We start from the raw sequence: 22,213 nt of genomic DNA, 5'->3' as shown, positions 1-22,213 counted from the left end.
GTGCCGAGCACCTCCCCGTCGAGCACCCCCTCGTCGAGCGCCACCCCGCCGGCAGCGGGGGCGACGGCGACGCTGTCCTACTCCGCGAACGACATCGCCTCCGCCCTCGGGATGCACCGCCCGACCGACGAGCAGCGCGAGGTCATCGAGGCACCGCTCGCGCCGCTGCTGGTCGTCGCCGGGGCCGGGTCCGGCAAGACCGAGACCATGGCCTCCCGCGTGGTCTGGCTGGTCGCCAACGGCCTGGTCGAGCCCGACCAGGTCCTCGGGCTCACCTTCACCCGCAAGGCGGCCACCGAGCTCGCAGAGCGCATCACCCAGCGGCTGCGACGTCTCCAGCGCGTGGGGCTGTGGACCCCTCGCGACGACGACGGCGACGCCGAGACCCTGGGCGGCACCCCCACCGTCTCCACCTACCACTCGTACGCCGGCCGGCTGGTGCGCGAGCACGCGCTGCGGCTGGGGTACGAGTCCGAGTCCCGGCTGCTGTCCGAGGCCGCGGCCTGGCAGTACGCCGCGGAGGTCGTGCTCGCCTACGACGGGCCGATGGAGGCCGTCACCAAGGCCGAGAGCACCATCACGGCCGCCGTGGTCGACCTCGCCGGGGAGATGGCCGAGCACCTGTTGACCACCGAGGACGTCGGCGAGTACCTCGCCCGCGTCGATGCCGCGCTGGCTGCGCTGCCCAAGGGCGCCAGCCGTGCCCGGGACCTGCCCGCCGAGACTCGCAAGGTGCGCGACGCGCTGCGGGAGCGCGCTGCGGTGCTCCCGATGGTCGAGCGCTACCTGCGGCTCAAGCGCGAGCGCGACGCCATGGACTTCGCGGACCAGATGGCCTTGGCGGCACGGCTCGCGACCCGTTTCGGGGACATCGGGGCGATCGAGCGGCAGCGGTTCCGGGCAGTGTTGCTCGACGAGTTCCAGGACACCTCCGAGGCCCAGCTCGAGCTGCTCCGAGCCCTCTTCGTGGCCGCCGGCGAGCCGGTGCCGGTGACGGCCGTCGGCGACCCGAACCAGTCGATCTACGGCTGGCGGGGCGCGAGCGCGACCACCCTGAGCCGGTTCCCACGGGCCTTCCGGGAGGAGTCCGACGCCCTGCAGCTCCCGCTGTCGACGAGCTGGCGCAACCACCGGGCGATCCTCGAGGTGGCCAACCACGTCGCCGCACCGCTGCGGGAGGGCTCGAGGGTGCCGGTGGCACAGCTGCGGGCCTCGCCGGCTGCCGGGCCGGGCCGGGTCGCGGTCGCCCGCCTGAGCACCGTCGAGGACGAAGCCGCACACGTCGCGGAGTGGATCGGCCGGCGCCGGGCTGCAGGGGCAGAGTCTGCGGCCGTGCTGTGCCGCAAGCGGTCGCAGTTCGCGCCCGTCATCGAGGCGCTCGAGAGCCGCGGCATCCCCTACGAGGTCGTGGGGCTCGGCGGCCTGCTGCTCACGCCGGAGATCGTGGACATCGTGGCCCTGCTCCACGTCGTCCAGGACCCGTCCCGCGGCGACCAGCTCATGCGGCTGCTGACCGGGCCGCTGTGCCGGCTGGGGGCGGCCGACCTCGACGGGCTGATGGCGTGGGCGCGGCACCAGCAGCGGGTGCGGAGCCGGGCCACCGCGCCGGGCACCGAGCCGGGCACCGCGCCGGGCACAGAGCCGGGCACCGAGGCGGGCATCGAGGCGGGCATCGAGGCGGGCATCGAGCACGTGAAGGGCGCCGTGCGCGACCAGGCGCCCGACGCCGTCGACCAGCCGAGCATCATCGAGGCGGTCGACGACCTGCCGGCCGCGGCCTGGCGCAGCCACACGGGGTCCTGGCTCAGCGTGACGGCGATCTCCCGGCTGGAGGGCCTGCGCCAGGTCATCCGCCGGCTCCGCTCGCTGACGGCCCTGCCGCTCGCCGACCTGGTCGGGGAGGCGGAGCGGGCGCTGGGCCTCGACATCGAGGTGCTCGCGCGGCCCGGCTACACCCCAGCCGCGGCCCGGGCCCACCTCGACGCCTTCGCCGACGTCGCCGCGGGGTTCACGGCCAGCGCGGACCGTCCCAGCCTCGCCGGCTTCCTCGGCTGGCTCGAGGCGGCGTTGCGCGAGGAGCGCGGGCTCGACAAGGGCTACATCGAGGCCTCCCCGGATGCCGTGCAGATCCTGACGGTGCACGCCGCCAAGGGACTGGAGTGGGATGCCGTGGCGGTGCCGGGCCTGGTCGAGGGGTCGTTCCCGGCCCTCAACAGCTCCCGGGCCACCCACAACGGCAGCGACTGGGTCGTCGCGGCCCCGAAGGACCGCGGCTGGCTCGGCGGGCTGTCGGGGGTTCCGTTCGACCTGCGCGGCGACCGGGACGGCCTGCCGGTCTGGGAGTGGCGCGGCGCGGCGGACTGGACGGAGATCGAGGGCGCCACCGGGCGTTTCCTGCTGGCGGCGGGTGAGCACGGCGTCGTCGAGGAGCGACGCCTGGCCTATGTCGCGTTCACCCGGGCGCGCGGCGACATGCTCCTCACCGCCCCGGTCTGGGCGGGGCCGGGGACCCCGCGGGTGACCTCGCGGTTCCTGCTGGAGGTGGCCGACACGCCGGGGCTCCCCGTGGAGCGCCACACCTGGGTCGACCTGCCCGACCCGGACGACCCCGCGTCGCTGGCCAACCCCCGCGACGCGCAGGAGCAGTCGGTGCTGTGGCCCCTGGACCGGCGTCGCGCGGACGTGCTGGAGCGCGCCGCCGAGGCGGTTCGCGCCTCGGCTGAGTCGGTGGACGGCCGTGGGCCTGCCCTGCCCGAGTCCCACCAGGCGGCGCTGCCCCTGCCCGGTGACGAGCCGCCCCTGCTGGAGGAGCTCGCCCTGCTGCTGGCGGAGCGGGCCCGCCTGCGGGAGCGACGCGAGGAGGTGGTCGCGGTGCCCCGGCACCTGTCGACCTCAGCGGTCGTGGCGCTCGCCCAGGACCCTGCCGCCTTCGCCTCCGCGCTGCGCCGACCGATGCCCGAGGCGCCTGCCCTCGCGGCCCGCCGGGGCACCGCCTTCCACGCGTGGGTCGAGCAGCACTACGCGCGCGCCGCGTTCGTCGACCTGCTGGAGCTGCCCGGCAGCGCCGACGAGGACCCCGCCGACGACGCCGAGCTGCCCGCGATGAAAGAGCGCTTCCTGGCCAGTGAGTGGGCCTCGCGCACCCCGTCGGAGATCGAGATCGCCGTCGAGACCGTCATCGACGGCATGGCGGTCCGCGGCCGGATCGACGCGGTGTTCCCCAGGGCCGGGGGCGGCTTCACGATCGTCGACTGGAAGACCGGGTCCAAGCCGTCCGGGGAGGTGGCGCGGGCGCGCGCGCTCCAGCTGGCGGCATACCGGCTGGCCTTTGCCCGCCTGCGCGGGCTCGGCGTCGACGACGTCGACGGGGCGTTCTACTACGCCGGGTCGGGGGAGACGGTGTGGCCCGACCTGCCGGACGAGGCGGGCCTGGCGAGGGTGCTCGGCTCGATCCCGGAGTGAGCGTTCAGCGCGGCGGGCTGAAGCCCGGCTCGAACTCCGGGCCCGGGTCGGGGCCCTCCACCGGCTCGGGCTCCTCGAGGAGCGGTCCATCGACGTGCTCGGTGGTGGCTGCCTCGGGCCCGGTGGTGGCATCTCGCGACTCGTCGATGGCGTCGTCCTCCGAGCCCGTGCCCGTCCCCTCGCCCTCGCCGCGCTCGCCGTCGGCCGCCCCCGGGGCGGTCCTGCCGAACATCACCTCGACGTCGTCCTCGTCGTCGTCCGCCTCCAGGCTGGGCGGCACGAGCACGGGGCCCCGCGAGGGGCGCAGGGGGGTCGGGCGCCGGTAGTCGTCCGCCTGGTCGTCGTGGAGGTCGAGCCGCTCGTCGAGCCGCCGCAGGGAGGCGGAGCAGAGGTCGACCCTCCGGTCGTCGTCGTCGCCCACCGCGGCCATCAGGGCTGACAGCTCCTGCATCTCCGACGCCAGCCGGGCCCGCCGCTCGAGGTGCTTGTCGGGCCGCTCCACCCGGGCGTGGGAGTACGCCTCGAGCACGGTCTCCAGCGCCGCGATCGGTGCCTCGGCCACGAGCGCGGCGAAGTCGTCGGCGGGGTCGGCGACCTTGGCGTCCTCCCAGCCGGTCAGCGCCTTGATCCGCCCGGTCGCGGCGTCCTCCTCGTCATCGAAGACGGCCAGCACCTGGTCGCCGGTCAGGTCGCCATGGGTCGGGGTGGGGGCGAACCGCCAGAGCGAGACGTCCTCGAGCAGCCGCTCCCAGCGAGCCAGCAGGGTGGTCGGGACGTGACCGGTCGCAGCGGCCCGGTCCAGCTCCGCCAGTCGCCGGGTGCGGTACTGGTCGGCGTCGTAGGCCGGGAGCCCCGCCTCGTCGAAGAGCTGGAGGTCGGCGTTGTGCAGTGCGGCGATCGTCCGGCCGAGCTCGGCTGCCAGGCCGGGGCCCGGGGGCAGCGAGGCGAAGTCGATGTTCTGGCCGGGGAGGTAGGGGTACACCGCGGCCCGGCCGCCGTCCTTGAGCGCCGCAAAGCCCTTGGGGGTCGGCACCGAGAAGGGCAGCCGGCGTGCGAGCAGCGCGAGCAGGGCGACGGTGACGTCCATCTGCGCGCCGGCGGCCTGCGTTCGTGGCGCACGCACCACCCATCGGCGGTGCTGGGTGTCCTGGACGAACGCGACGTCGAAGAGCTGGCCCGGCTCGCTCGGCACGGCCTCGACACTCGCGGGGTCGAGACCTGGCACGGCAGCGCTGGCCAGTGCGGCGAGGTACAGGGGGCTGCGATCCACGCGCCCACCGTATGCCGAGAAGGCCCCCTAGGGTGGCACCTGTGGGCCGATCCCCGGAACTTCTCGCCAATCTCCCCCTCGCCCGGACCGCGGTCGACCGGGCGGCCGAGCGCCGCGCGGACCCCGACCTCGTCCCGAGGCTGCTCGCCGAGCCGGCGACCCGCGTGCTCGCCGTCCGGGACGGGTCGGCGGAGGTCAGCCTGGACGGCTCCCGCCCCGCCCTGGTGCTGCGTCCGCCGCTGCCCCAGGACAGGCACACGCTCGGGGTGTTCCTCGGGGTCGATGGCGACGGCACGGCATACGTCGCGGTCGACCACCACGCCGCGGACGGCGGCGATGCCGGGGACCTGCGCACCCTGCGCCAGGTGGGGGCCGACCTCGACGACCGCGACGCCGGGCTGCTGACGACCGCCCTGGGGCTGCTGAACTGGCACCGCTCGCACACGCACTGTCCCCGCTGCGGCACGCCGACAGTCCCCGCCCTGGCGGGGTGGCTGCGTCGGTGCCCGGACGACGGGAGCGAGCACTACCCGCGGACGGACCCCGCGGTGATCATGTCGGTGGTCGACGAGCAGGAGCGGATCCTGCTCGCGCGCGGCCCGCAGTGGGGCGCCCGCCGCTACTCGGTGCTGGCGGGGTTCGTCGAGCCGGGTGAGACGCTCGAGGCGGCGGTGGCCCGGGAGGTGTACGAGGAGGTCGGGCTGCGGGTGACCGACGTCAGGTTCCTCGGCGACCAGCCCTGGCCGTTCCCCTCGTCACTGATGCTCGGCTTCACCGCGCGGGCCGTGGGCTCGGAGCTGTCGCTGCAGGAGGACGAGATCGCCGAGGCACGCTGGTTCACCCGCGACCAGCTGCTGCGGGAGGTCGCCCGCGGCGAGTCCGGTGTCTCGCACCGGCTGTCGATCGCGCGGGCGCTCATCGAGCACTGGCTCGGGCAGCCGGTCCCCGAGCGACCCTGAGCGTCCGGGCCCGAGACCAGGCCCGGTAACCGGGCCGCAGCCCGGGCCGCAGCCGGGCCGCTGACGGGACCTGGACCAGGCCCCGTCAGGCGAGGCGCTTCTTGACCTCGTTGATGGAGGGGTTCGTGGCGGCCGAGCCGTCCGGGAAGAGCAGGGTCGGGACGGTCTGGTTCCCGCCGTTGACCTTCATGACGAACTCCGCGCTCGGCGGGTGCTCCTCGATGTTGACTTCGGTGTAGTTGATGCCCTCGCGGCCCATCTGCGCCTTCAGCCGGGTGCAGTAGCCACACCACGACGTCGTGAACATGGTGACGGTGCCGGACACGGGTGCCTCGATGGTCATGCGACAACTTTCGTTGAGGGGTCAACTGTCGTTCTCGACAACGCGAGAACCCACCCAGACCTTCCCATGCCGACTGTGACCTGCCCGACGACGGCCCGTCCGCTGCTCCCGCGCGAGGCAGGCTCCGCGACGCCCCTGCCCCGGGGTCAGGGGCGTCTGACAAGATCGCGACGATGTCCACGCACGCCCCCGGCCAGCCCCCGTCCCTGTCTGCCGACGAGGTCCTCGCAGCGCTCGACCCCGAGCAGCGCGAGGTGGCGGCGAGCCCGCTCGGCCCCATGTGCGTGCTCGCGGGCGCGGGCACCGGCAAGACCCGTGCCATCACCCACCGCATCGCCTACGGCGTCCACGCGGGCGCCTACCAGCCGCAGCGGGTCCTCGCCGTGACCTTCACCGCCCGGGCCGCGGGCGAGATGCGCACCCGGCTGCGCGACCTCGGGGTGGCCGGCGTCCAGGCCCGCACCTTCCACGCCGCTGCCCTCCGCCAGCTGCACTACTTCTGGCCGCAGGCCGTCGGTGGGGCCGCGCCCGAGGTGATGAGCCACAAGGCGCCCGCGGTGGCCCAGGCGGCCGCCTCCCTCCGCCTGCAGTTCGACCGCACCGGCATCCGCGACCTCGCCGCAGAGGTGGAGTGGGCGAAGGTCAACATGCTCACCCCGGAGACGTATGCCGCGGCGGTCACCGCCGCGCGCCGGGAGCCCCCGGGCATCGACGCCACCGGCATGGCGCGGCTGCTCGAGGTCTACGAGCAGGTCAAGACAGACCGTGGCGTCATCGACTTCGAGGACGTCCTGCTCGTCACCGTGGGGATCCTCACCGAGCGTGACGACATCGCCCGCACCGTCCGCCAGCAGTACCGCCACTTCGTCGTCGACGAGTACCAGGACGTCAACACGCTGCAGCAGCGGTTGCTCGACCTCTGGGTCGGCGAGCGAGACGACGTCTGCGTCGTCGGCGACCCGGCGCAGACCATCTACTCCTTCACCGGCGCCAGCCCGCGGCACCTGCTCGGCTTCACCACCCGCTACCCGCGGTCCCGGGTGGTGCGCCTGGTCCGCAACTACCGGTCCACCCCGCAGATCGTGTCCCTGGCCAACCTCGTGGTCCGTGGGCCGAGTGGGCAGGCCCGCAGCCACAGCGTTCAGCTCGAGGCACAGGGGGCGCCCGGCCCGGAGCCGGTGCTCGCTGCCCACCCCGACGACCCGGCGGAGGCCGCAGCCATCGCGGCCGAGATCGCCGAGCGCGTCTCGAAGGGCGCCTCGCCCGCCGACATGGCGATCCTCTTCCGCACGAACGGCCAGTCGGAGGCCTTCGAGTCGGCGCTCGCCGAGCGCGACATCCCGTACCTCGTGCGCGGCGGCGAGCGGTTCTTCGCCCGCAAGGAGGTCCGCGACGCCGTCCTGCTCATGCGCGGCGGGGCCCGCTCCGACGACGCCAGCAAGCCCCTTCCCGACCTGGTCCGCGACATCCTGCTCGGCGCGGGCTGGACTCGCGAGTCGCCCTCGAGCGGTGGTGCGGCACGGGAGCGCTGGGAGTCCCTGGCGGCGCTGGCGGCGCTCTCCGACGACCTCGTCGCGACCTCGCCCGAGGCGCGGCTGCCGCAGTTCGTCCGAGAGCTCGACGAGCGAGCCGCCGCCCAGCACGCCCCGACCGTGCAGGGCGTCACCCTGGCGTCGCTGCACGCCGCCAAGGGCCTGGAGTGGGACACCGTCTTCCTCGCGGGGTGCTCGGACGGCTTCCTGCCCATCGCCATGGCCGACACCGCCGAGGCCATCGAGGAGGAGCGGCGCCTGATGTACGTCGGCATGACCCGCGCCCGCCGGGAGCTGCGGCTGTCCTGGTCGGGTGCCCGGACCGCCGGCGCCCGCGCGAGCCGCCGGCCGTCGCGCTTCCTCGACGGCACCTCGAGCATCCTGGGGGAGGGTGCCCGCGCCCCCCGCCCGGGGAAGGGCGGCGGCAGGGGCAGCCGCACGAGGGGCGGGCTGAAGCCGTCGACGCCGGCCCGGTGCCGCGCCTGCGGTGCCGACCTCGCGACGGCCGCACAGCGCAAGACCGGTCGGTGCGACGAGTGCCCGCCGACCTACGACGAGGCCACCTTCGAGCGACTGCGCGAGTGGCGCCTGGCCACCGCACGGGCCGGCAGCGTCCCGGCCTACGTCGTCTTCACCGACGCCACACTGACCGCGATCGCCGAGCGGGAGCCGGCCGACGAGGCCGGGCTGGCACAGATCTCCGGTGTCGGCGCTCGCAAGCTCGGGCTCTACGGGCCGCAGGTCCTGGCCGTCCTGCGTGGCGAGCCGGTCGAGGACGTTCTCGAAACCGCCTCTGCTGCAAGCGAATCCGAGTCCTGATCACGGCGTTCGAAAAAAGTTTGCGGCAAATCCAATAAATACGTTGCTGCCCGTCTCAGCGAGGGCGTAACCTTTCCGAACGTCAAACCCAACGGCATCGGCTGCCAGTTCGGGACCCGCGAGAAACACGAAGGAGGGTTGGCCCTGATGGAGAGCATCACCATGACGAACGCGACGCAGATCACCCGCGTCCTCCACGCGTGCCCGCAGGCCAACGCCATTCGCCTCGCGGTGACCCGTGGCTGGATCCAGGGGACCACTGTGTCCGGGTTCGTCGCAGATGCCCGTGGTGACGTGGCCGTCCAGGCCGCCCCGGCGTACCTCGTCGGCGGTTTCCGCGCCCGCACCCCCAAGACCATGGATGTCGTGTACCTCCGTACCGGAGAGCCACCTGTCTAGGCGCAAGCCCAGCAGGTCTCTCACAGGCCGCGGAACCCGACATCCGGGATCCGCGGCCTTTCTGTTTCCCCAGACAGGTGTCCCCGCCCAGGGGTCGTCCTCCGGCCGCACCAGCACCGAAGGCGCCAGCACAGATGAATCAGCAGGACAGCACCGATCAGTACAGGTCGAGGGCCCCTCACCGGTGGCGCGAAGACCAGACCAGTAACCGAAGAGCCGTCAACACCCAGGCGGAGACGACAAGGGGAGGTGACACCCGATGCAGTTGAGCGCACTCCACGACCTGAACGAGCAGGCCGCCGTGGCCGGCGCCGGCATCCCGTGTCGAGAGAACGACGCCGAGCTGTGGTTCGCAGAGAGCCCGGCCGACGTCGAGTTCGCCAAGGCACTGTGCGGGACCTGCCCGGCCCGCACCGCCTGCCTGGCAGGTGCGGTCGACCGCGCCGAGCCGTGGGGCGTGTGGGGCGGTGAGCTCTTCATCCAGGGAGTCATCGTCGCCCGCAAGCGCCCCCGTGGCCGCCCGCGCAAGAACCCCGTGGCCGCCTAGTGACCGCCGCCACCACCCACACGCCGGCGCTGCCGGCGGGGCCGGCTCTGACAGCCGACCCCGCCGGACCCGCCGTCCGCAGACCCGACTTCAGCTTCGTCCTCATCAGGAGATTCGCCATGTTCCAGGCCTTGTACGCCGACCTCGCCCGCGCTCATCGAGCGCGCCGCCAGCGGGAGTTCCAGCGTCAGCTGGAGGCCCGCGCGCAGCAGGAGCTGCTGCGCCAGCTGCCTCGCATGCTGGCGCGGTGAACCCGCACAGTGAGCCCACCGGACCCGCCGGCCCGGTGGGCTCACTGCTGCCCGGGGTGCCTCGCCCTAGGGTGGCGGCCATGTCCCGCGACGCCGTGATCACCGCACTCTGCGCCCCGAGCCTTGCCGCCGTCGTCGACCTCGTGCTGTGGGTGGAGCCGGGGGAGGACGGGCAGTCCGTCGCGCACGCAGCCAACCACCTCGGACGGGTCCGGCTGCACCCGGGCGGGCGGCACGAGCTCCTCGACGGTACCGACCCGATCGCGAGCGAGGACCCGATGGCGTTCCTGCCCTACGAGCGCGAGCTGGCCGGCGAGGGCCCGCGGGTCTCCACCGACAACGCCTACCCGTATGCCGCGGAGCGCGTGCTCTCGTTCTTCTCCGACGCCGACCGGAGCCCCGACGTCGCGGTCGTGCACACCCCGCGCCACTTCTTCCCGGACGAGGGCGGCCACCGGGGCGAGCACGGGTCCCTCGACGTCATCCAGTCCCGGGCGCCCCTGGTGCTCTCCGGCGCCGGTGTGCGGCGGCGCGGTGCCGTCCACGAGCACGCCCGGCTCGTCGACGTGGGGCCGACCTTGGCACACCTCGCCGGCGTCCCCTCCGCGGACCTCGTGGACGGGGCAGGCGACGCGCTCGACGGGCGGGTGCTCACGGCATACCTCGACGACGTGCCCGACGGTCAGCAACGTCGGGTGGTGGGCATCCTCTGGGACGGCGCCCACTGCAGCGACCTGCTCCACCTCGCCGAGGCCGGAGAACTGCCCGGCGTGGCCCGGCTCATCGAGCGCGGGGTGGCCCTGCGCGGTGGCGCGGTGGCGCAGTTCCCGAGCGTGACCCTGACGAACCACACCTCGATCCTCACGGGCGTCGGCCCGGGCCGGCACGGCGTGCTCGGCAACGTCTACTTCGACCGGGCCACCGGGGAGCGCGTGGTGCCCAACGACGAGACGACCTGGCACCGCAGCGCCGAGTGGCTCCACGGGCACGCCCGCACCGTCTTCGAGATGGTGAACGACCATGTGGCGCCGCGCCAGACCCCCCGCACCGCGAGCGTGGACGAGGCGATCGACCGGGGCGCCGACTACGCGACGATGCAGCTCATCCGGGCCAGCGGCAACAGCCGCGGCGCCGGCGGGCTCGGCGACCAGCTCCCTGACCCGCACTCCTCGCCGTTCATCGGAGACCCGGCCCACCTGGAGGACGGCTACTTCCGCTGGGGCGTGCAGGTCGACGACCTCGGCCTGCAGCAGATGCTCCAGCTCTGGGCCGACCCGGCCGGCGCGCCGGTGCTGACGTGGTGGGCCAACGTCGTCACCGACGCGGGCCACCACGGCGGCGGCCCGCGCTCGGCCATGGCCCGGGACGCGCTGCGGCAGGCGGACCGGCGGTTGGTGGCGTTCCTCGACCACCTCGACGCGCTGGGGGTCGCTGACGAGGTGACCTTCCTGCTCACCGCCGACCACGGGTTCGAGGGCGCCGACGAGAGCGTCACCGGCTCGTGGCGGCCGGCGCTGGACGCGCTCGGGATCGCGTACCGGGACGAGGGGCCGGGGCTCATCTACCTGCTGTGAGGCGGCGCCGGCCTCCGCCCGGGTGACTACCCTGAGGGGCATGGCCTCCCCGATCCCGCAGATCCGCATCGCCCAGGACGAGACCGCCGACCGGGTGCTGAGCGAGGACCCGTTCGCCCTGCTCGTCGGGATGCTGCTGGACCAGCAGTACCCGATGGAGCACGCCTTCCGCGGCCCGGCGAAGGTGCTCGAGCGGTTCGGCACCCTCGACCCCGAGCGCATTGCGTCGGCGGAGCCCGAGGCCTTCGCCGACCTGTGCGCCATGCCTCCCGCGGTGCACCGCTACGGGCGGTCGATGGCGGGCCGGATCCAGGCGCTCGCAGCGGTCGTGCGCGACGAGTACCACGGGCGCGCCGAGACCATCTGGACCGAGGCCGCCGACGGCGCCGACCTGCTCACCCGGCTCAGGGCGCTGCCCGGGTTCGGGGACCAGAAGGCGCGGATCTTCGCGGCCCTGGTCGGCAAGCAGCTCGGAGTGCGCCCCGCCGGCTGGCAGGAGGCCATCGGGCCGTACGCCGAGGACGGTTCGTACCGGTCGGTGGCCGACGTGGTGGACGAGGCCTCGCTGCAGAAGGTGCGGGAGTTCAAGCAGGCGGCGAAGGCGTCCGCGAAGGCGGCCCGGGCGGCGAAGGGCTGAGTCGTGGTGGGGACGTCAGCGGGAGGGGGCTCGGCGGGCGACGGCGCTGCGGCCGGGGGCTCGGCGGGCGAGAGCGCGGCGGGCGGGGCTGGCGCCGCGGCGATGACCTGCGCGACCTGCGGTGCCCGGCCCGACGATGCCGCGGTGGCCCGGCTCACCTGGGCGCGCGGGGTCGAGAACGGCCGTGAGGTCTGGACCTGCGAGTCGTGCAGCCGCCGGCACCTGCGCAGCATCGAGGGCAAGCTCGACTCCAGCTGGTGGTGACCCCGTGGAGGAGGGGTCAGGAGCCGACCCCGTCCGGCGAGCCCGTCATCAGTCGACGGTGGGCGGCAGGTGCCGCAGCCGCATGCCCGGCATGTGCTCGATGATGACCCCGCGGGCGGGAATGGTGCCGCCGAGCTGGCACAGCACCCCGATGCCGCCGAGCCACACGCGGTGGATCAGCAGGTAGTCCGGGGGGAGGTTGAGCTTCATGCCGACGAGGAACTCGGGCTGGCGCACGTCGTTGAGGTGCTGCGCCGCGCCGCGCAGCCACGCCCGCGTGAAGCTGAACTCCTCGTGGCGCATCGGTTCGATGAGCGGGCTGAGGTACTCCAGCACGGCGTGCGGGTCCACCTGCATCGACGGCTTGATGAAGCCCTCGCGTCGCAGGCCGTCGACGAGCGTCAGGGCGTCGCCGTCGAGGGCGTCGGAGATGAGCTCGCCCATGGCCGACGGGAGGCCGCCGGGGAGCCGGTTGACGGCCCCGAAGTCGATGACCCCGAGCCGGCCGTCGGGCGTGAGCCGGAAGTTGCCCGGGTGCGGGTCGGCGTGCAGCAGGCCCGCCCGGCCGGGGCCGACGAGGAGGAACTCGAGGTAGAGCCGGGAGGCCTCGTTGCGCTGCTCGGGGGTCCCGCTGGCCACGATGGTCGACAGCGGCAGGCCGTCGAGCCACTCGGAGACGATGACGTGCTCGCTGTTGACGAGCACGTCGGGCACGACGAAGTGCGGGTCGTCGCGGAAGACCTTGGCGAAGCGGCTCTGGTTGGCGGCCTCGAGGTTGTAGTCGAGCTCCTCCGACATCCGCGACTTGAGCTCGTCCGTGATGGGCTTGATGTCGATCCCGGGGATCCACCCGCCGGCCACCCGGGCCACCCGAGCCAGCTGGTTGAGGTCGCTGAGCAGGGCCTGGGCGGCGCCGGGGTACTGGATCTTCACGGCGACCGGCCGCCCGTCGCGCCACACTGCCCGGTGGACCTGGCCGATGGAGGCGGCTGCCGCGGGGACGTCGTCGAACGACTGGAACTTGGCCGTCCGCCAGCGCGGGCCGAGCTCCTCGGCCAGCACCCGGTGCACGGTCTCGGCCGGGAGCGGGGGCGCGGCCTCCTGCAGCTTGGTCAGGGTGGCGCGGTAGGGGCCGGCGAGCTCCTCGGGCATCGCTGCCTCCATGACGGAGAGCGCCTGCCCGAACTTCATCGCACCGCCCTTGAGCTCGCCGAGCACCTTGAACAGCTGCTCCGCGGTGCGGGCCTGGAGCTCGGCGGCCACCGCCTCCGCAGGCTTGCCGCCGACCCGCTTGCCGAGGCCGACGGCCTGGCGCCCCGCGAAGCCCAGCGGCAAGCTGGCCAGCCGGGCTGTCCGGCTGACCGCTCGGCGAGGCAGGTCGCTCACCCGGCCATTGTTGCCTGAGCGTGCCCCCCGGGCGCGGCAGGCCCCCCGGCCGTGTCGCCGCGCGGCGCCGCGGCGAGGTGACCGGCCGGCCCTGCAGCGGTGGGGCCCCCGCCGCACGAGCACGCCGGGTGGGCCAGCCACCGGCGCTCCGCGACGTGCGGGCGCGCCAGCGAGACCTCCACCGAGATCCCGGGTGGGGTGGGTTGGCCGTCGAGGGCGGCGAGGGCCACCATGGCCGCCAGCCCGGCTGCTGCCAGGACGAGCGAGGTCTCGCCGGTGGCGTCGGGAGGAGCCCCGATGCCGGCCGGCGCGAGCTGCGACAGAACGGCCGGCCAGGCGGGGTCGAGGTCGGCGCGGGTGAGGTCGAGGCACCGCAGGCAGGGCCCGGACCCGGGTCGCACCAGGGGCCCGACCTCGGCGCTGGTGCCGTGCAGCACCAGGGGCAGGTGCGGCGTGGCGTCCCGCATCCACGGCGCCGCCCGGGCGGGGTCGAGGGCGCCGGTGCCCGCGAGCACCACGAGGTCCGGCGGTGGGCTGGGACGGGCGTCCGCGGCATACCTGCCCGCGTGCACCCGGCCCACTCCCGCCTGGCGGAGTGCCTGCACCAGCGCCGACGGCAGGGTGCCGCCGCCGTCGACGAGCACACCGCGGCGGCCGCGGCCGGCGAGCAGGGCGTAGCCGTCGTCGTCGCTGCGGTAGGCACAGGCCAGCGCGTCGGCGTCCGGGCCGAGCGAGGTGCGCAGCGGCCCGGGGAGGCCGGCCAGGTCGAGGCGGTGCGCGGGAGACTCGACGGTGAGGCGGTGCTCGCGGAGGGTGGCCAGCAGCGCGGCGACGCGCTCGCCCGGGATGCCGCGGTCCGCCGCCCAGGCCGTCACCCCGGGCTCGTCGAGTGTGCCGTCGAGGCGCTCGAGCAGCTCGACCTCGCCGTCGCAGAGCCCTTCGAGGACCACCCCGAGCGAGGGGTCGACGCCCAGCTGCACCCGGCCGTCGCCACGGCGCAGGGGCCGGAACTGCTGCTTCAGGCGGGGCCGCGAGCCCATGGACGGCCTCCTGTGCTCGGGTCGGGCGGTCGGCTGCCCAATCTGGCACACCGCCCCCGCCGGGCGGTCGCGCCATCCACAGGCCCGCGGGACAGCACGAGGGGCGGGACCCGGCCGGTGCCGGTGTCCCGCCCCTCGCGGCGACTGCTGGAGGCCGCCTGCGTCAGGCCTTGCCGAGGATGCGGTTGAGGTTGGTGCCGCAGACGGGGCACACGCCCTTGGCCATGCGACGGCCGTTGGTCTCGACGACCTTGCCCTCGGCCTCGCGCTTCTCCTTGCACTTCACGCAGTAGAACTCGCCCTTGTAGGTCTCGTCAGCCATCGCTTCATGTCTCCTTGTCGATACCACCGCACGGTTGCGGTGTTGGACTTCGCTCACCCTAGACCCTTCTGAGCACAAAAACGTGCAGGGGGGCGTGTCGTCCGTGCTCAGCGACAGGCCCCTATCCTGCGCCCATGGACGCTGCGAACTGGTGGTCAGAGCCCTACGAGGACCTGCGCGTGGAGGCCCGCGAGGCCGCCGGCCGGCGCATCGCGGTGGTGACCTTCGACCTGCCCGGGCGGCGCAACTCGATGAGCGCGGCGATGACCGCGTCCTGGGTGCGGGTCATGGCGAGCCTGCGCAGCGACGCCGACCTCGCAGCCGTCGTCGTCACCGGGGCCCCTCCGGCGTTCAACGCGGGAGGCGACCTGTCCTGGATCGTCTCCGAGCCGGACGCCCAGGTGGTGGACCTGCGCGAGCGGATGCTGACCTTCTACCGCTCGTGGCTGTCCATCAAGGACCTCGAGGTGCCCACCATCGCCGCCATCAACGGCCACGCGATCGGGGCGGGCTTCGCGCTCGCCCTCGCCTGCGACATCCGGTATGCCGCCGCTGACGCCCGGATGGGCGTGCCCTTCACGTCCCTGGGGCTGCACCCCGGGATGGCCACGACCTGGTCGCTGCCCGACGTCGGGGGCCCCGCGGTCGCCCGTGACCTGCTGCTGACCGGGCGCATCGTCACCGGTCAGGAGGCCGTCGCGCTCGGCCTGGTCTCGCTGGCGAGCCCGGCGGAGGAGGTGCTCGGACACGCCCTCGAGGCCGCCGAGCGGGTCGCGGCCGCCGCTCCCATCGCGACGCGGCTGACCCTCCAGGCGGTCCGCGACGGCGGGCACGCGAGCTACGAGCGGGCGCTGGAGTGGGAGGCGCTCGCCCAGGCGGTGACCCTGGCCAGCGAGGACCTCCACGAGGGCATCGCGGCCGCGTCGGAGAGGCGCCGGCCGACGTTCCACGGCCGCTGAGGCCCGACACCCGACGAAGCCGCGGTCCCGGATGGAGGCGTGCCGGCCCGGTTGTGCCTTATGTTCGGGGTGTGAGGAGCCCCGAGGTCGAGGTGCGTCGCAGCCGCCGGCGCCGGCGCACCGTCAGCGCCTACCGCGAGGGCGGCCGCACCATCGTCCTCATCCCGGCGCGCTTCAGCCGGGCCGAGGAGCAGCAGTGGGTCACCACCATGCTCGACCGGCTCGCGGCCGGCGACCGGCGCCGCTCGCCGAGTGACGACGAGCTGGCCGCCCGCGCCGAGGAGCTCTCCCGTCGCTACCTCGGCGGCCTGGCCAAGCCCACGAGCATCCGCTGGGTCTCGAACCAGCAGGCGCGCTGGGGCTCCTGCACTCCCGCCGACGGCAGCATCCGCATCTCCACCCGGGTGCGGGGGATGCCGGGCTACGTCCTCGACTACGTCGTCCTGCACGAGCTGGCGCACCTGCTGGTGCCCGGCCACGGCAAGGACTTCTGGTCCCTCGTCGACGGGTACGCCCGCACCGAGCGTGCCCGGGGCTACCTGGAGGGCGTCTCGGCGACCGCCGGGTTGGCCGCGGTCGACGACGAGGAGGACCCCGAGCCGGGCCAGGCCGCGCTGGACGTCAGGCCGTCGGACGAGCAGGACGCCGGCTCAGCCGAGTAGCCGGCGGGCCGCCTCGGCGAGCGGCAGGATCTCGTGGCGGCTGGCCTCCGGCAGGTCGTCGACCGGCCACCAGCGCACGTCGAGCGACTCCGCACTCACCGCGTAGCCCACGTCGTCCGGCGCCACACCGGCATACCGCAGGTCGAGGTGCTCCCGGCACCGCCCGAAGCCGGACGCGAGCAGCGCGTGGCGGTCGAGGTGGGCGAGCACGGGCGCGAGCGCGAGGGCCGGGATGCCGGACTCCTCGCGGGCCTCCCGGGTCGCCGCCGCGAGCACGCTGGGGTCACCCGGCTCGACGTGCCCGCCGAACTGCAGCCAGAGGCCGGCCTTGGCGTGCAGGGTCAGCAGCACCTTGTCGAGGCTGGGGTTGAGCACGAGGGCGCTCGCGGTGAGGTGGGCCGACGGGCCCTGCTTCCACAGCGCCCCCTCGTGGGCGTCGAGGTGCCGCAGGAACGCGCTGCGCAGCGACTCCTGCGCCGCGCTCGGGGCATCCCACGTGGTCAGCACCGCGCGGGCGTCCGCACGGAGGGCGAGGTATGCCGTGGGCACGCGCGCGCCCGCGGACGTCACCGCCCGGCCTCGTTGCCGCCGCCCTCGCGCAGGATCTGGTCGAGCGCGGCGTCGACGTCGTCGCTGCCGGGCCTGCCGGCGCGCTCGACGTAGCCGAGCGGGTCGTCGAGGTCGGCCGCGGTGGGCGCGACGTCCGGGTGGCCCCAGGCGGCGTCGCGGCCAGCAGCGCCGTGCCTCGCCTCCAGCGCCGCCCAGAGGTTGGCGGCGTCGCGCAGCCGTCGCGGTCGCAGCTCGAGCCCCACGAGCCCGGCGAACGCCTTCTCCGCGGGGCCGCCGGTGGCGCGGCGGCGGCGCACGGCCTCACCGAGGGCAGCCGTCTGCGGCAGGTGGTCGCGGGTGGCGCGCTCGGTGACGACGTCGACCCAGCCCTCGACCAGCGCGAGGTAGGTCTCGAGGCGGGCGAGGGCCGCCTTCTGCGCGGGGCTCGGGTCCGGCCTGAAGAGCTGGTCCTGCAGGGAGGCCTGCAGGGCCTCGGCGTCGGTGGGGTCGACCTGCTGCAGGGCCTGCTCGATGCGCTCGGTGTCGATGGTGATGTCTCGCGCGTAGTCGCGCACGGCCGCGAGCAGCTGCGGACCCAGCCAGGGGACGTCCGCGAACAGCCGCACCCGGGCCGCCTCGCGCACCGCGAGGTACAGGCGGACCTGCTCGAGGTCGACCCCCAGGCCCTCGGCGAACGCCTCGACGTTGGCGGGCAGCAGGGCGACCGCCTGGTCGCCGACGAGGGGGAGTCCGATCTCGGTGCCGCTCACGGTCTCCCCGGCGAGGGCGCCGACGGCCTGACCGACCTGCAGCCCGAACATCGAGCCGCTCATCCGGGCCAGCATCGGCTCCATCTGGCCGAGCAGCGCCTTGGGGTCCATGCCCGGGGGAAGCATCCCTTCGGGCAGGGCGCCCTCGCCCAGCTGCTCGAGCTGGGTCCGCATGGCGGTGCTGATGGCGCGGCCGACGCCCTCGGCGACCGGCTCGACGAGGCTGCGCCAGGTCGGCATCGTGGCCTCGACCCACTCGGCGCGGCTCCACGCGTGGGTGCTGATGCCGGGGGCCTCGAAGCCGGTGACCTGGTCGAGCCACAGCCCGGCGACCTTGGCGGCCTGGTCGACCTGCGCGGCCTGGGCGGGAGAGACGCTGCGGTCGCCGGCCGCGGACACCGCCTTGCGGGCCGTGTCGGTGGCGAGGGCCGTGTTGAACGGCTCGTCGGCGGGCCCGGAGAACATCGCCTGGACCTGGGCGGTCATCATCTGGAGCATCGCCGGGTCGATCTTGTCCAGGCCCATGCCCTGGAGCATCTTCGCGGTCTCGGGGTCGATGCCCTGGCCACCCGTGAGGCGCGAGAGCATCGCCTCGACCTCGGGGGGCAGCCCGGAGCTGTCCTGGGGCTCGTCCGGGTCGGGGTGCTCGGGCGGGGTGGGGTGGTCAGGCACGACGGCTCCTCTGGCGTGCTGCGAGGATGGTTCTCCCCAAGACAACCATGAGGAGGCCTGCGTGAGTTCCCCCCGGGGTGCCGTTCGCTCCCGGCGTAGCGCCATCACCGTCGCGGTGGTCGGCGCCGCCGGGCCGGCCGGCCGTGCCATCCTGCGCGAGCTCGTCGGGGCGGCTGCTCGCGGCTCCTCAGGAGCTCCCGGAGGTGCTCGCATCGGCGAGGTCGTGGCCGTGGACGTCGAGCCGGCCGAGGTGGGCGGGACGCACTGGCGCCAGGCCGACCCCGGGGACCCGGCCCTGGCCGCGGCCCTCCGCGGGGTCGACACGGCCGTCTACGTCGCGACCCAGACCGACCTGGCCCAGGAGATCGCCGAGGGCCGCCGGCCCCGGCGGGAGCGCAGCCTGCGCCGGGCGCAGACGGTCATCACCGCCTCGGCGGCAGCCGGGGTGCGCCACCTCGTCGTGGTGACCAGCGCGCAGGTGTTCGGCGCGCACCCGGACAACCCGGTGCCCCTCGCGGACGACGCGCCGCTGCGGGCCGCCGCGGACGGCGGCATGGTCGGCGACCTGATGGACGTCGAGCAGCTCGTGGCGGTGGCGCGCGAGGTGCACCCCGGGCTGCAGACCACCGTCGTGCGGCCGGCCGCCCTCGTCGGCGACGGCGTCGACACCGTCATCACGCGCCACTTCGAGGCGCCGCGGCTGCTGACCGTCCGCGGCGCCTCGCCGGCGTGGCAGTTCTGCCACGTCGACGACCTCGGCTCCGCGGTCGCGGTCGTCGCGGCCCACGCGCTCGGGCCGGAGGTCACCGTCGGCAGCGAGGGCCACCTGACCGAGGCGGACGTCGAGCGGCTCACCGGTATGCGCCGCGTCGAGGTGAGCCTTGCGGTGGCCCAGGGAACTGCGGACCGCCTCCACCGCGTTGGTGTGCTGCCGACTCCTTCCAGCGACCTGCTCTTCGTCGTCCACCCCTGGGCGGTCTCCTCCGGTGCCCTGCGCGCCAGCGGGTGGGAGCCGGCATACGACAATGAAACGTGCCTCGGGGTCCTGCTGGAGGACATCCGGGGCTCCCACGCGGTGGCCGCCCGGCGGCTCGACCGCAAGGACGCGGCGCTGGGGGCCGCCAGTGCGGCGGTCGCCATGGTCGGCACCGCCGCGATCATGCGACGGCGACGTCGCAGAGGAGGTTGAGCGTGACCAGCGTGAGCAGCAGTGCCGAGATCGTGCTGTGCGAGGTGCGCGAGGACGCACTGTCCGTCGACGAGGTCCTGGCCTCTGTCCGCCACCCGGAGTGCGGCGGCATCGCGCTGTTCATCGGCGTGGTCCGCGACCACGACCACGGCGAGCAGGTCGACGCGCTCGACTACTCCGCCCACCCGACCGCCGCCGACACGCTGCGCCGGGTGTGCGAGGAGGTCCTGGCCCGGCACGGCGCCCTCCGCCTCGCCGCGGTGCACCGCACGGGTCACCTCGAGATCGGCGACACGGCCGTCGTGGTCGCGGTCGCGGCCCCGCACCGCGGCGAGGCGTTCGACGCCTGCCGTGACCTCATCGACAGCCTCAAGTCGACCGTGCCGATCTGGAAGCACCAGCGGTTCGCCGACGGGTCCGACGAGTGGGTCGGGCTCCCGTGAGGCGGCGCACGCGCGGCCACCGGTCCCCCGAGGCCCTCGGCGCCCACCCGGACCCGTACCAGCTGTCACGCCGGGCCACCGTCACCCTCGCCGGGTTCTTCCTCGCCATCGCGGCGGCGGCGGTGCTGTCGATGGTGAGCCTGCCGTACGTCGTGCGGCAGCCCGGGCCCATCGTCGACACCCTCGGTGACATCGGGGGGACGAAGCTCATCACCGTCAAGGGCGCCCAGACCTACGAGACGTCCGGCTCGCTCGACTTCACGACCATCCGCGACCTCGGTGGCCCGGGCGACAGCGTGAACGTCTGGGAGCTGCTCTGGGGCGCGGTCGACCCGGACACCGAGGTGTTCCACGAGGAGGAGGTCTACCCGCCCGGCCTGACCAGCAAGCAGGTCGAGGAGGAAGGGGCCGCGCAGATGATCGACTCCCAGCAGGAGGCGATCGCCGCGGCACTGAAGGCCCTCGGGAAACCGGTGAAGGAGCGGGTGACCATCGCCTCGGTCGCCGAGGACGCCCCGTCGGCGGCAGTGCTCGAGAAGGGCGACGAGATCGTGGGCGTCGACGGCACGGCGATCGCGGGGGCCGACGAGCTCCGGGCCGCCATCCAGAAGCACCGACCCGGCGACCCGGTGGCGCTCGAGCTGCGCCGTGACGGCAAGACCGTCGAGGTGAGCGCCAAGACCCGCGACTCCGACGGCAAGGCGACCGTCGGGGTCTTCCTCGGCCGCGAGTTCGACTTCCCGTTCTCGGTGCAGGTCGAGGCGGGGCACGTCGGCGGTCCCTCCGCCGGGATGATGTTCGCCCTCGGGATCTACGACACGCTCACCCCCGGCGCGATGACCGGCGGCCAGGAGATCGCCGGCACGGGCACGATCACCGCTGACGGCGAGGTGGGACCCATCGGGGGCATCCGGCAGAAGGTCGCCGGCGCCCGCGATGGTGGCGCCGACTGGTTCCTCGCCCCAGCCCCCAACTGCGAGGACCTCGCCGGCCACGTCCCCGACGGGCTCCGGGTCGTGCGGGTCTCGACGTTCGACGAGGCCCGTGAGGCGGTCCAGGCCATCGCCGCGAAGAAGGCGGACGACCTGCCCACCTGCTCGACCTGACCTGCCGGGGTGCCGCGAGCGCGGCTCAGTCCTGCAGCGTTGCCCTGAGGGCGTGCACGAGGCCCGGTGCGAGGTCCTCGCCCAGCGCCACCTGGTCGTCGCTGTCGTGGGCCCGCTGCCGCAGCAGGCAGCGGCTCTGGCCGTTGCGCAGCACCGCCACCAGCAGCCTGACGTCGCGGCGGTCCGGGTGGGCGGCCAGGGTGTCGACGGCCTCGGTGGAGCTGCTCGGCAGGTCGCGCTCGGCCTCCGGCGGCACCACGATGCGCTCCACGGCCAGCGCCACCCCGGCGACGGAGTCTGGCCAGGCGAGGGTGCCGAGGAGGGACTCCAGCGACGAGGTCGGCGGGAGCCCCTCCTGCTCGATCGCCGAGAGGGCGCCCTCGGCGAGGTCCGAGCCGCTCAGCCCGGCCCTGAGGTGCGGCTCGCGCTCCAGCAGGTCGGCCGTGGGCACCAGGGCGAAGAGGCGTGGGTTCTGGTCCCAGCCGGCGGCGGCGACGTGCTTCTCGGTGTCGAGGGCGGCGATGGTCAGCGGGTCGGCGACGGGCTGCGGCTGGGAGGTCACGTGCCCATCGTGCCCCATGCCGGCCGGCATACGGGGGCTCGGTGGGTGCGCCCGCGGGCGGCGGCACGGGCCGCGGCGGGTCCCCCGGCCGACCCTCCCGGCCCGGGGAGGTTGCAGTCGGGCCACAGGCTGGTGACCAGCGCGGGGAACCGTGCACCCGCTCGGTAAGTTGTCCCATAAACCGGAGGTGTGCGCGTTCGAGCGCGGGCCCCAGGCAGAACGGGCGTGTGGTGAGTTCTTCAGAGTGGTTCGGCGCAGGCGGTCCGCCCCATGAGGGCGGCGGATCGGGTTCGTCCGGAGGGCAGGGGCGCCCGGGCGGCGGTCGTTTCGGTGGGCCGCGCCCACCGGTGATGCTCCGGCGGCGGCGCGGGCCGCTCGGCCCGACGATCGCCATCCTCGTCGCGCTCGGCTTCCTCATCTCGTGGGCGGCCGGGGTGTGGACCGAGGTGCTGTGGTTCGACGCGCTCGACTTCCGGTCGGTCTTCGTCACCGAGCT

At 74.4% G+C, this 22,213-nt stretch carries 22 protein-coding genes; 14 read left to right on the top strand and 8 right to left on the bottom strand.

Translation table 11 applies throughout. From position 1 onward, the window contains the following. The gene (locus tag VIB11_RS02015; protein ID WP_332027867.1) at positions 1-3,462 is read left to right on the top strand and encodes an ATP-dependent DNA helicase; all 3,462 of its coding nucleotides are present in this window, start codon (positions 1-3) and stop codon (positions 3,460-3,462) included. Between the two features lie 4 nt (positions 3,463-3,466). On the opposite strand, the gene VIB11_RS02010 is transcribed toward VIB11_RS02015, so the two are convergent. Beyond that, the gene (locus VIB11_RS02010; RefSeq protein WP_332027865.1) at positions 3,467-4,732 is read right to left on the bottom strand and encodes a macrolide 2'-phosphotransferase; all 1,266 of its coding nucleotides are present in this window, start codon (positions 4,730-4,732) and stop codon (positions 3,467-3,469) included. A gap of 41 nt (positions 4,733-4,773) precedes the next feature. Here VIB11_RS02010 and nudC point away from each other — a divergent pair, with 41 nt between their 5' ends. Then, on the top strand, positions 4,774-5,691 hold the full coding sequence (nudC, locus tag VIB11_RS02005; protein ID WP_332027863.1) for an NAD(+) diphosphatase: 918 nt from the start codon (positions 4,774-4,776) through the stop codon (positions 5,689-5,691). Positions 5,692-5,776: 85 nt separating this feature from the next. On the opposite strand, the gene VIB11_RS02000 is transcribed toward nudC, so the two are convergent. After that, the gene (locus VIB11_RS02000; RefSeq protein ID WP_332027861.1) at positions 5,777-6,034 is read right to left on the bottom strand and encodes a mycoredoxin; all 258 of its coding nucleotides are present in this window, start codon (positions 6,032-6,034) and stop codon (positions 5,777-5,779) included. Positions 6,035-6,207: 173 nt separating this feature from the next. Here VIB11_RS02000 and VIB11_RS01995 point away from each other — a divergent pair, with 173 nt between their 5' ends. From VIB11_RS01995 to VIB11_RS01965, 7 genes are all read left to right on the top strand, one after another. Further along, complete coding sequence (locus VIB11_RS01995) at positions 6,208-8,385, top strand: ATP-dependent DNA helicase UvrD2 (RefSeq protein ID WP_332027859.1); 2,178 nt, start codon at positions 6,208-6,210, stop codon at positions 8,383-8,385. Between the two features lie 147 nt (positions 8,386-8,532). Further along, complete coding sequence (locus VIB11_RS01990; RefSeq protein WP_332027857.1) at positions 8,533-8,784, top strand: hypothetical protein; 252 nt, start codon at positions 8,533-8,535, stop codon at positions 8,782-8,784. A gap of 259 nt (positions 8,785-9,043) precedes the next feature. After that, complete coding sequence (locus tag VIB11_RS01985; protein ID WP_332027855.1) at positions 9,044-9,331, top strand: WhiB family transcriptional regulator; 288 nt, start codon at positions 9,044-9,046, stop codon at positions 9,329-9,331. A 119-nt stretch (positions 9,332-9,450) separates the two neighbouring features. Continuing rightward, entirely contained in the window at positions 9,451-9,582 is a 132-nt protein-coding gene (locus VIB11_RS01980; RefSeq protein WP_332027853.1) for a hypothetical protein, read from the top strand. 80 nt (positions 9,583-9,662) lie between these two features. Beyond that, positions 9,663-11,156, top strand: coding sequence for an alkaline phosphatase family protein (locus tag VIB11_RS01975; RefSeq protein ID WP_332027846.1), 1,494 nt, complete (start codon positions 9,663-9,665; stop codon positions 11,154-11,156). Positions 11,157-11,196: 40 nt separating this feature from the next. Next, positions 11,197-11,793 (top strand): HhH-GPD-type base excision DNA repair protein, encoded by a 597-nt coding sequence (locus VIB11_RS01970; protein WP_332027845.1) that lies wholly within the window; start codon positions 11,197-11,199, stop codon positions 11,791-11,793. Positions 11,794-11,799: 6 nt separating this feature from the next. Continuing rightward, positions 11,800-12,057, top strand: a complete 258-nt coding sequence (locus VIB11_RS01965; protein ID WP_332027843.1) for a hypothetical protein — start codon at positions 11,800-11,802, stop codon at positions 12,055-12,057. 48 nt (positions 12,058-12,105) lie between these two features. Here the strand turns inward: VIB11_RS01965 and VIB11_RS01960 are convergent, their stop codons facing one another. The 3 genes from VIB11_RS01960 to VIB11_RS01950 form a co-directional block, all read right to left on the bottom strand. Next, on the bottom strand, positions 12,106-13,443 hold the full coding sequence (locus VIB11_RS01960; protein WP_332027841.1) for an AarF/ABC1/UbiB kinase family protein: 1,338 nt from the start codon (positions 13,441-13,443) through the stop codon (positions 12,106-12,108). Then, a complete protein-coding gene (locus VIB11_RS01955; protein ID WP_332027839.1) occupies positions 13,440-14,483 on the bottom strand; it encodes a TOMM precursor leader peptide-binding protein in 1,044 nt (347 codons plus the stop codon). Before VIB11_RS01955 ends, VIB11_RS01960 begins: the two co-directional genes overlap by 4 nt. A gap of 163 nt (positions 14,484-14,646) precedes the next feature. Beyond that, positions 14,647-14,805, bottom strand: coding sequence for a DUF5679 domain-containing protein (locus VIB11_RS01950; protein WP_091756008.1), 159 nt, complete (start codon positions 14,803-14,805; stop codon positions 14,647-14,649). A 134-nt stretch (positions 14,806-14,939) separates the two neighbouring features. Between VIB11_RS01950 and VIB11_RS01945 the strand changes: the two genes are divergently transcribed. Both VIB11_RS01945 and VIB11_RS01940 read left to right on the top strand, forming a co-directional pair. After that, positions 14,940-15,764: an enoyl-CoA hydratase/isomerase family protein gene (locus VIB11_RS01945; RefSeq protein ID WP_332027836.1), complete on the top strand. Its 825-nt coding sequence runs from the start codon at positions 14,940-14,942 to the stop codon at positions 15,762-15,764. A gap of 71 nt (positions 15,765-15,835) precedes the next feature. Beyond that, entirely contained in the window at positions 15,836-16,426 is a 591-nt protein-coding gene (locus VIB11_RS01940; RefSeq protein ID WP_332027834.1) for a M48 family metallopeptidase, read from the top strand. On the opposite strand, the gene VIB11_RS01935 is transcribed toward VIB11_RS01940, so the two are convergent. Both VIB11_RS01935 and VIB11_RS01930 read right to left on the bottom strand, forming a co-directional pair. After that, positions 16,415-16,996 carry an NUDIX hydrolase gene (locus VIB11_RS01935; RefSeq protein WP_332027832.1) on the bottom strand — a complete coding sequence of 194 codons (582 nt, stop codon included), beginning with the start codon at positions 16,994-16,996 and terminating at the stop codon, positions 16,415-16,417. The genes VIB11_RS01940 and VIB11_RS01935 overlap by 12 nt on opposite strands. Next, positions 16,993-18,417 carry a zinc-dependent metalloprotease gene (locus VIB11_RS01930; RefSeq protein WP_332027830.1) on the bottom strand — a complete coding sequence of 475 codons (1,425 nt, stop codon included), beginning with the start codon at positions 18,415-18,417 and terminating at the stop codon, positions 16,993-16,995. The genes VIB11_RS01935 and VIB11_RS01930 overlap by 4 nt, the downstream gene beginning before the upstream one ends. 61 nt (positions 18,418-18,478) lie before the next feature. On the opposite strand from VIB11_RS01930, the gene VIB11_RS01925 reads away from it, so the two are divergent. The 3 genes from VIB11_RS01925 to VIB11_RS01915 are packed head-to-tail and all read left to right on the top strand — an operon-like array spanning position 18,479 to position 21,155. After that, the gene (locus VIB11_RS01925; protein ID WP_332027829.1) at positions 18,479-19,606 is read left to right on the top strand and encodes an NAD-dependent epimerase/dehydratase family protein; all 1,128 of its coding nucleotides are present in this window, start codon (positions 18,479-18,481) and stop codon (positions 19,604-19,606) included. Between the two features lie 11 nt (positions 19,607-19,617). Further along, positions 19,618-20,049, top strand: a complete 432-nt coding sequence (locus tag VIB11_RS01920) for a molybdenum cofactor biosynthesis protein MoaE (RefSeq protein WP_332027828.1) — start codon at positions 19,618-19,620, stop codon at positions 20,047-20,049. Further along, on the top strand, positions 20,046-21,155 hold the full coding sequence (locus VIB11_RS01915) for a YlbL family protein (protein WP_332027826.1): 1,110 nt from the start codon (positions 20,046-20,048) through the stop codon (positions 21,153-21,155). Before VIB11_RS01920 ends, VIB11_RS01915 begins: the two co-directional genes overlap by 4 nt. Before the next feature lie 25 nt (positions 21,156-21,180). Here VIB11_RS01915 and VIB11_RS01910 read toward each other — a convergent pair whose 3' ends face one another. Beyond that, complete coding sequence (locus VIB11_RS01910) at positions 21,181-21,735, bottom strand: PPA1309 family protein (protein ID WP_332027824.1); 555 nt, start codon at positions 21,733-21,735, stop codon at positions 21,181-21,183. Positions 21,736-22,213 lie beyond the last annotated feature (478 nt).

It is taken from the genome of Pedococcus sp., from assembly GCF_036554925.1.
In the GTDB taxonomy this organism is placed as follows: domain Bacteria; phylum Actinomycetota; class Actinomycetes; order Actinomycetales; family Dermatophilaceae; genus Pedococcus_A.
Note: the sequence above shows the minus strand (reverse complement) of the source record. Positions and strands in the feature narration are given on the sequence as shown.

What these genes read in the sequence shown, in the direction of transcription:
- VIB11_RS02000 (WP_332027861.1), bottom strand. Translation starts at nt 6,034, where the DNA reads ATGACCATCGAGGCACCCGTGTCCGGCACCGTCACCATGTTCACGACG.
- VIB11_RS01995 (WP_332027859.1), top strand. Translation starts at nt 6,208, where the DNA reads ATGTCCACGCACGCCCCCGGCCAGCCCCCGTCCCTGTCTGCCGACGAG.
- VIB11_RS01990 (WP_332027857.1), top strand. Translation starts at nt 8,533, where the DNA reads ATGGAGAGCATCACCATGACGAACGCGACGCAGATCACCCGCGTCCTC.
- VIB11_RS01985 (WP_332027855.1), top strand. Translation starts at nt 9,044, where the DNA reads ATGCAGTTGAGCGCACTCCACGACCTGAACGAGCAGGCCGCCGTGGCC.
- VIB11_RS01980 (WP_332027853.1), top strand. Translation starts at nt 9,451, where the DNA reads ATGTTCCAGGCCTTGTACGCCGACCTCGCCCGCGCTCATCGAGCGCGC.
- VIB11_RS01975 (WP_332027846.1), top strand. Translation starts at nt 9,663, where the DNA reads ATGTCCCGCGACGCCGTGATCACCGCACTCTGCGCCCCGAGCCTTGCC.
- VIB11_RS01970 (WP_332027845.1), top strand. Translation starts at nt 11,197, where the DNA reads ATGGCCTCCCCGATCCCGCAGATCCGCATCGCCCAGGACGAGACCGCC.
- VIB11_RS01955 (WP_332027839.1), bottom strand. Translation starts at nt 14,483, where the DNA reads ATGGGCTCGCGGCCCCGCCTGAAGCAGCAGTTCCGGCCCCTGCGCCGT.
- VIB11_RS01950 (WP_091756008.1), bottom strand. Translation starts at nt 14,805, where the DNA reads ATGGCTGACGAGACCTACAAGGGCGAGTTCTACTGCGTGAAGTGCAAG.
- VIB11_RS01945 (WP_332027836.1), top strand. Translation starts at nt 14,940, where the DNA reads ATGGACGCTGCGAACTGGTGGTCAGAGCCCTACGAGGACCTGCGCGTG.
- VIB11_RS01910 (WP_332027824.1), bottom strand. Translation starts at nt 21,735, where the DNA reads ATGGGGCACGATGGGCACGTGACCTCCCAGCCGCAGCCCGTCGCCGAC.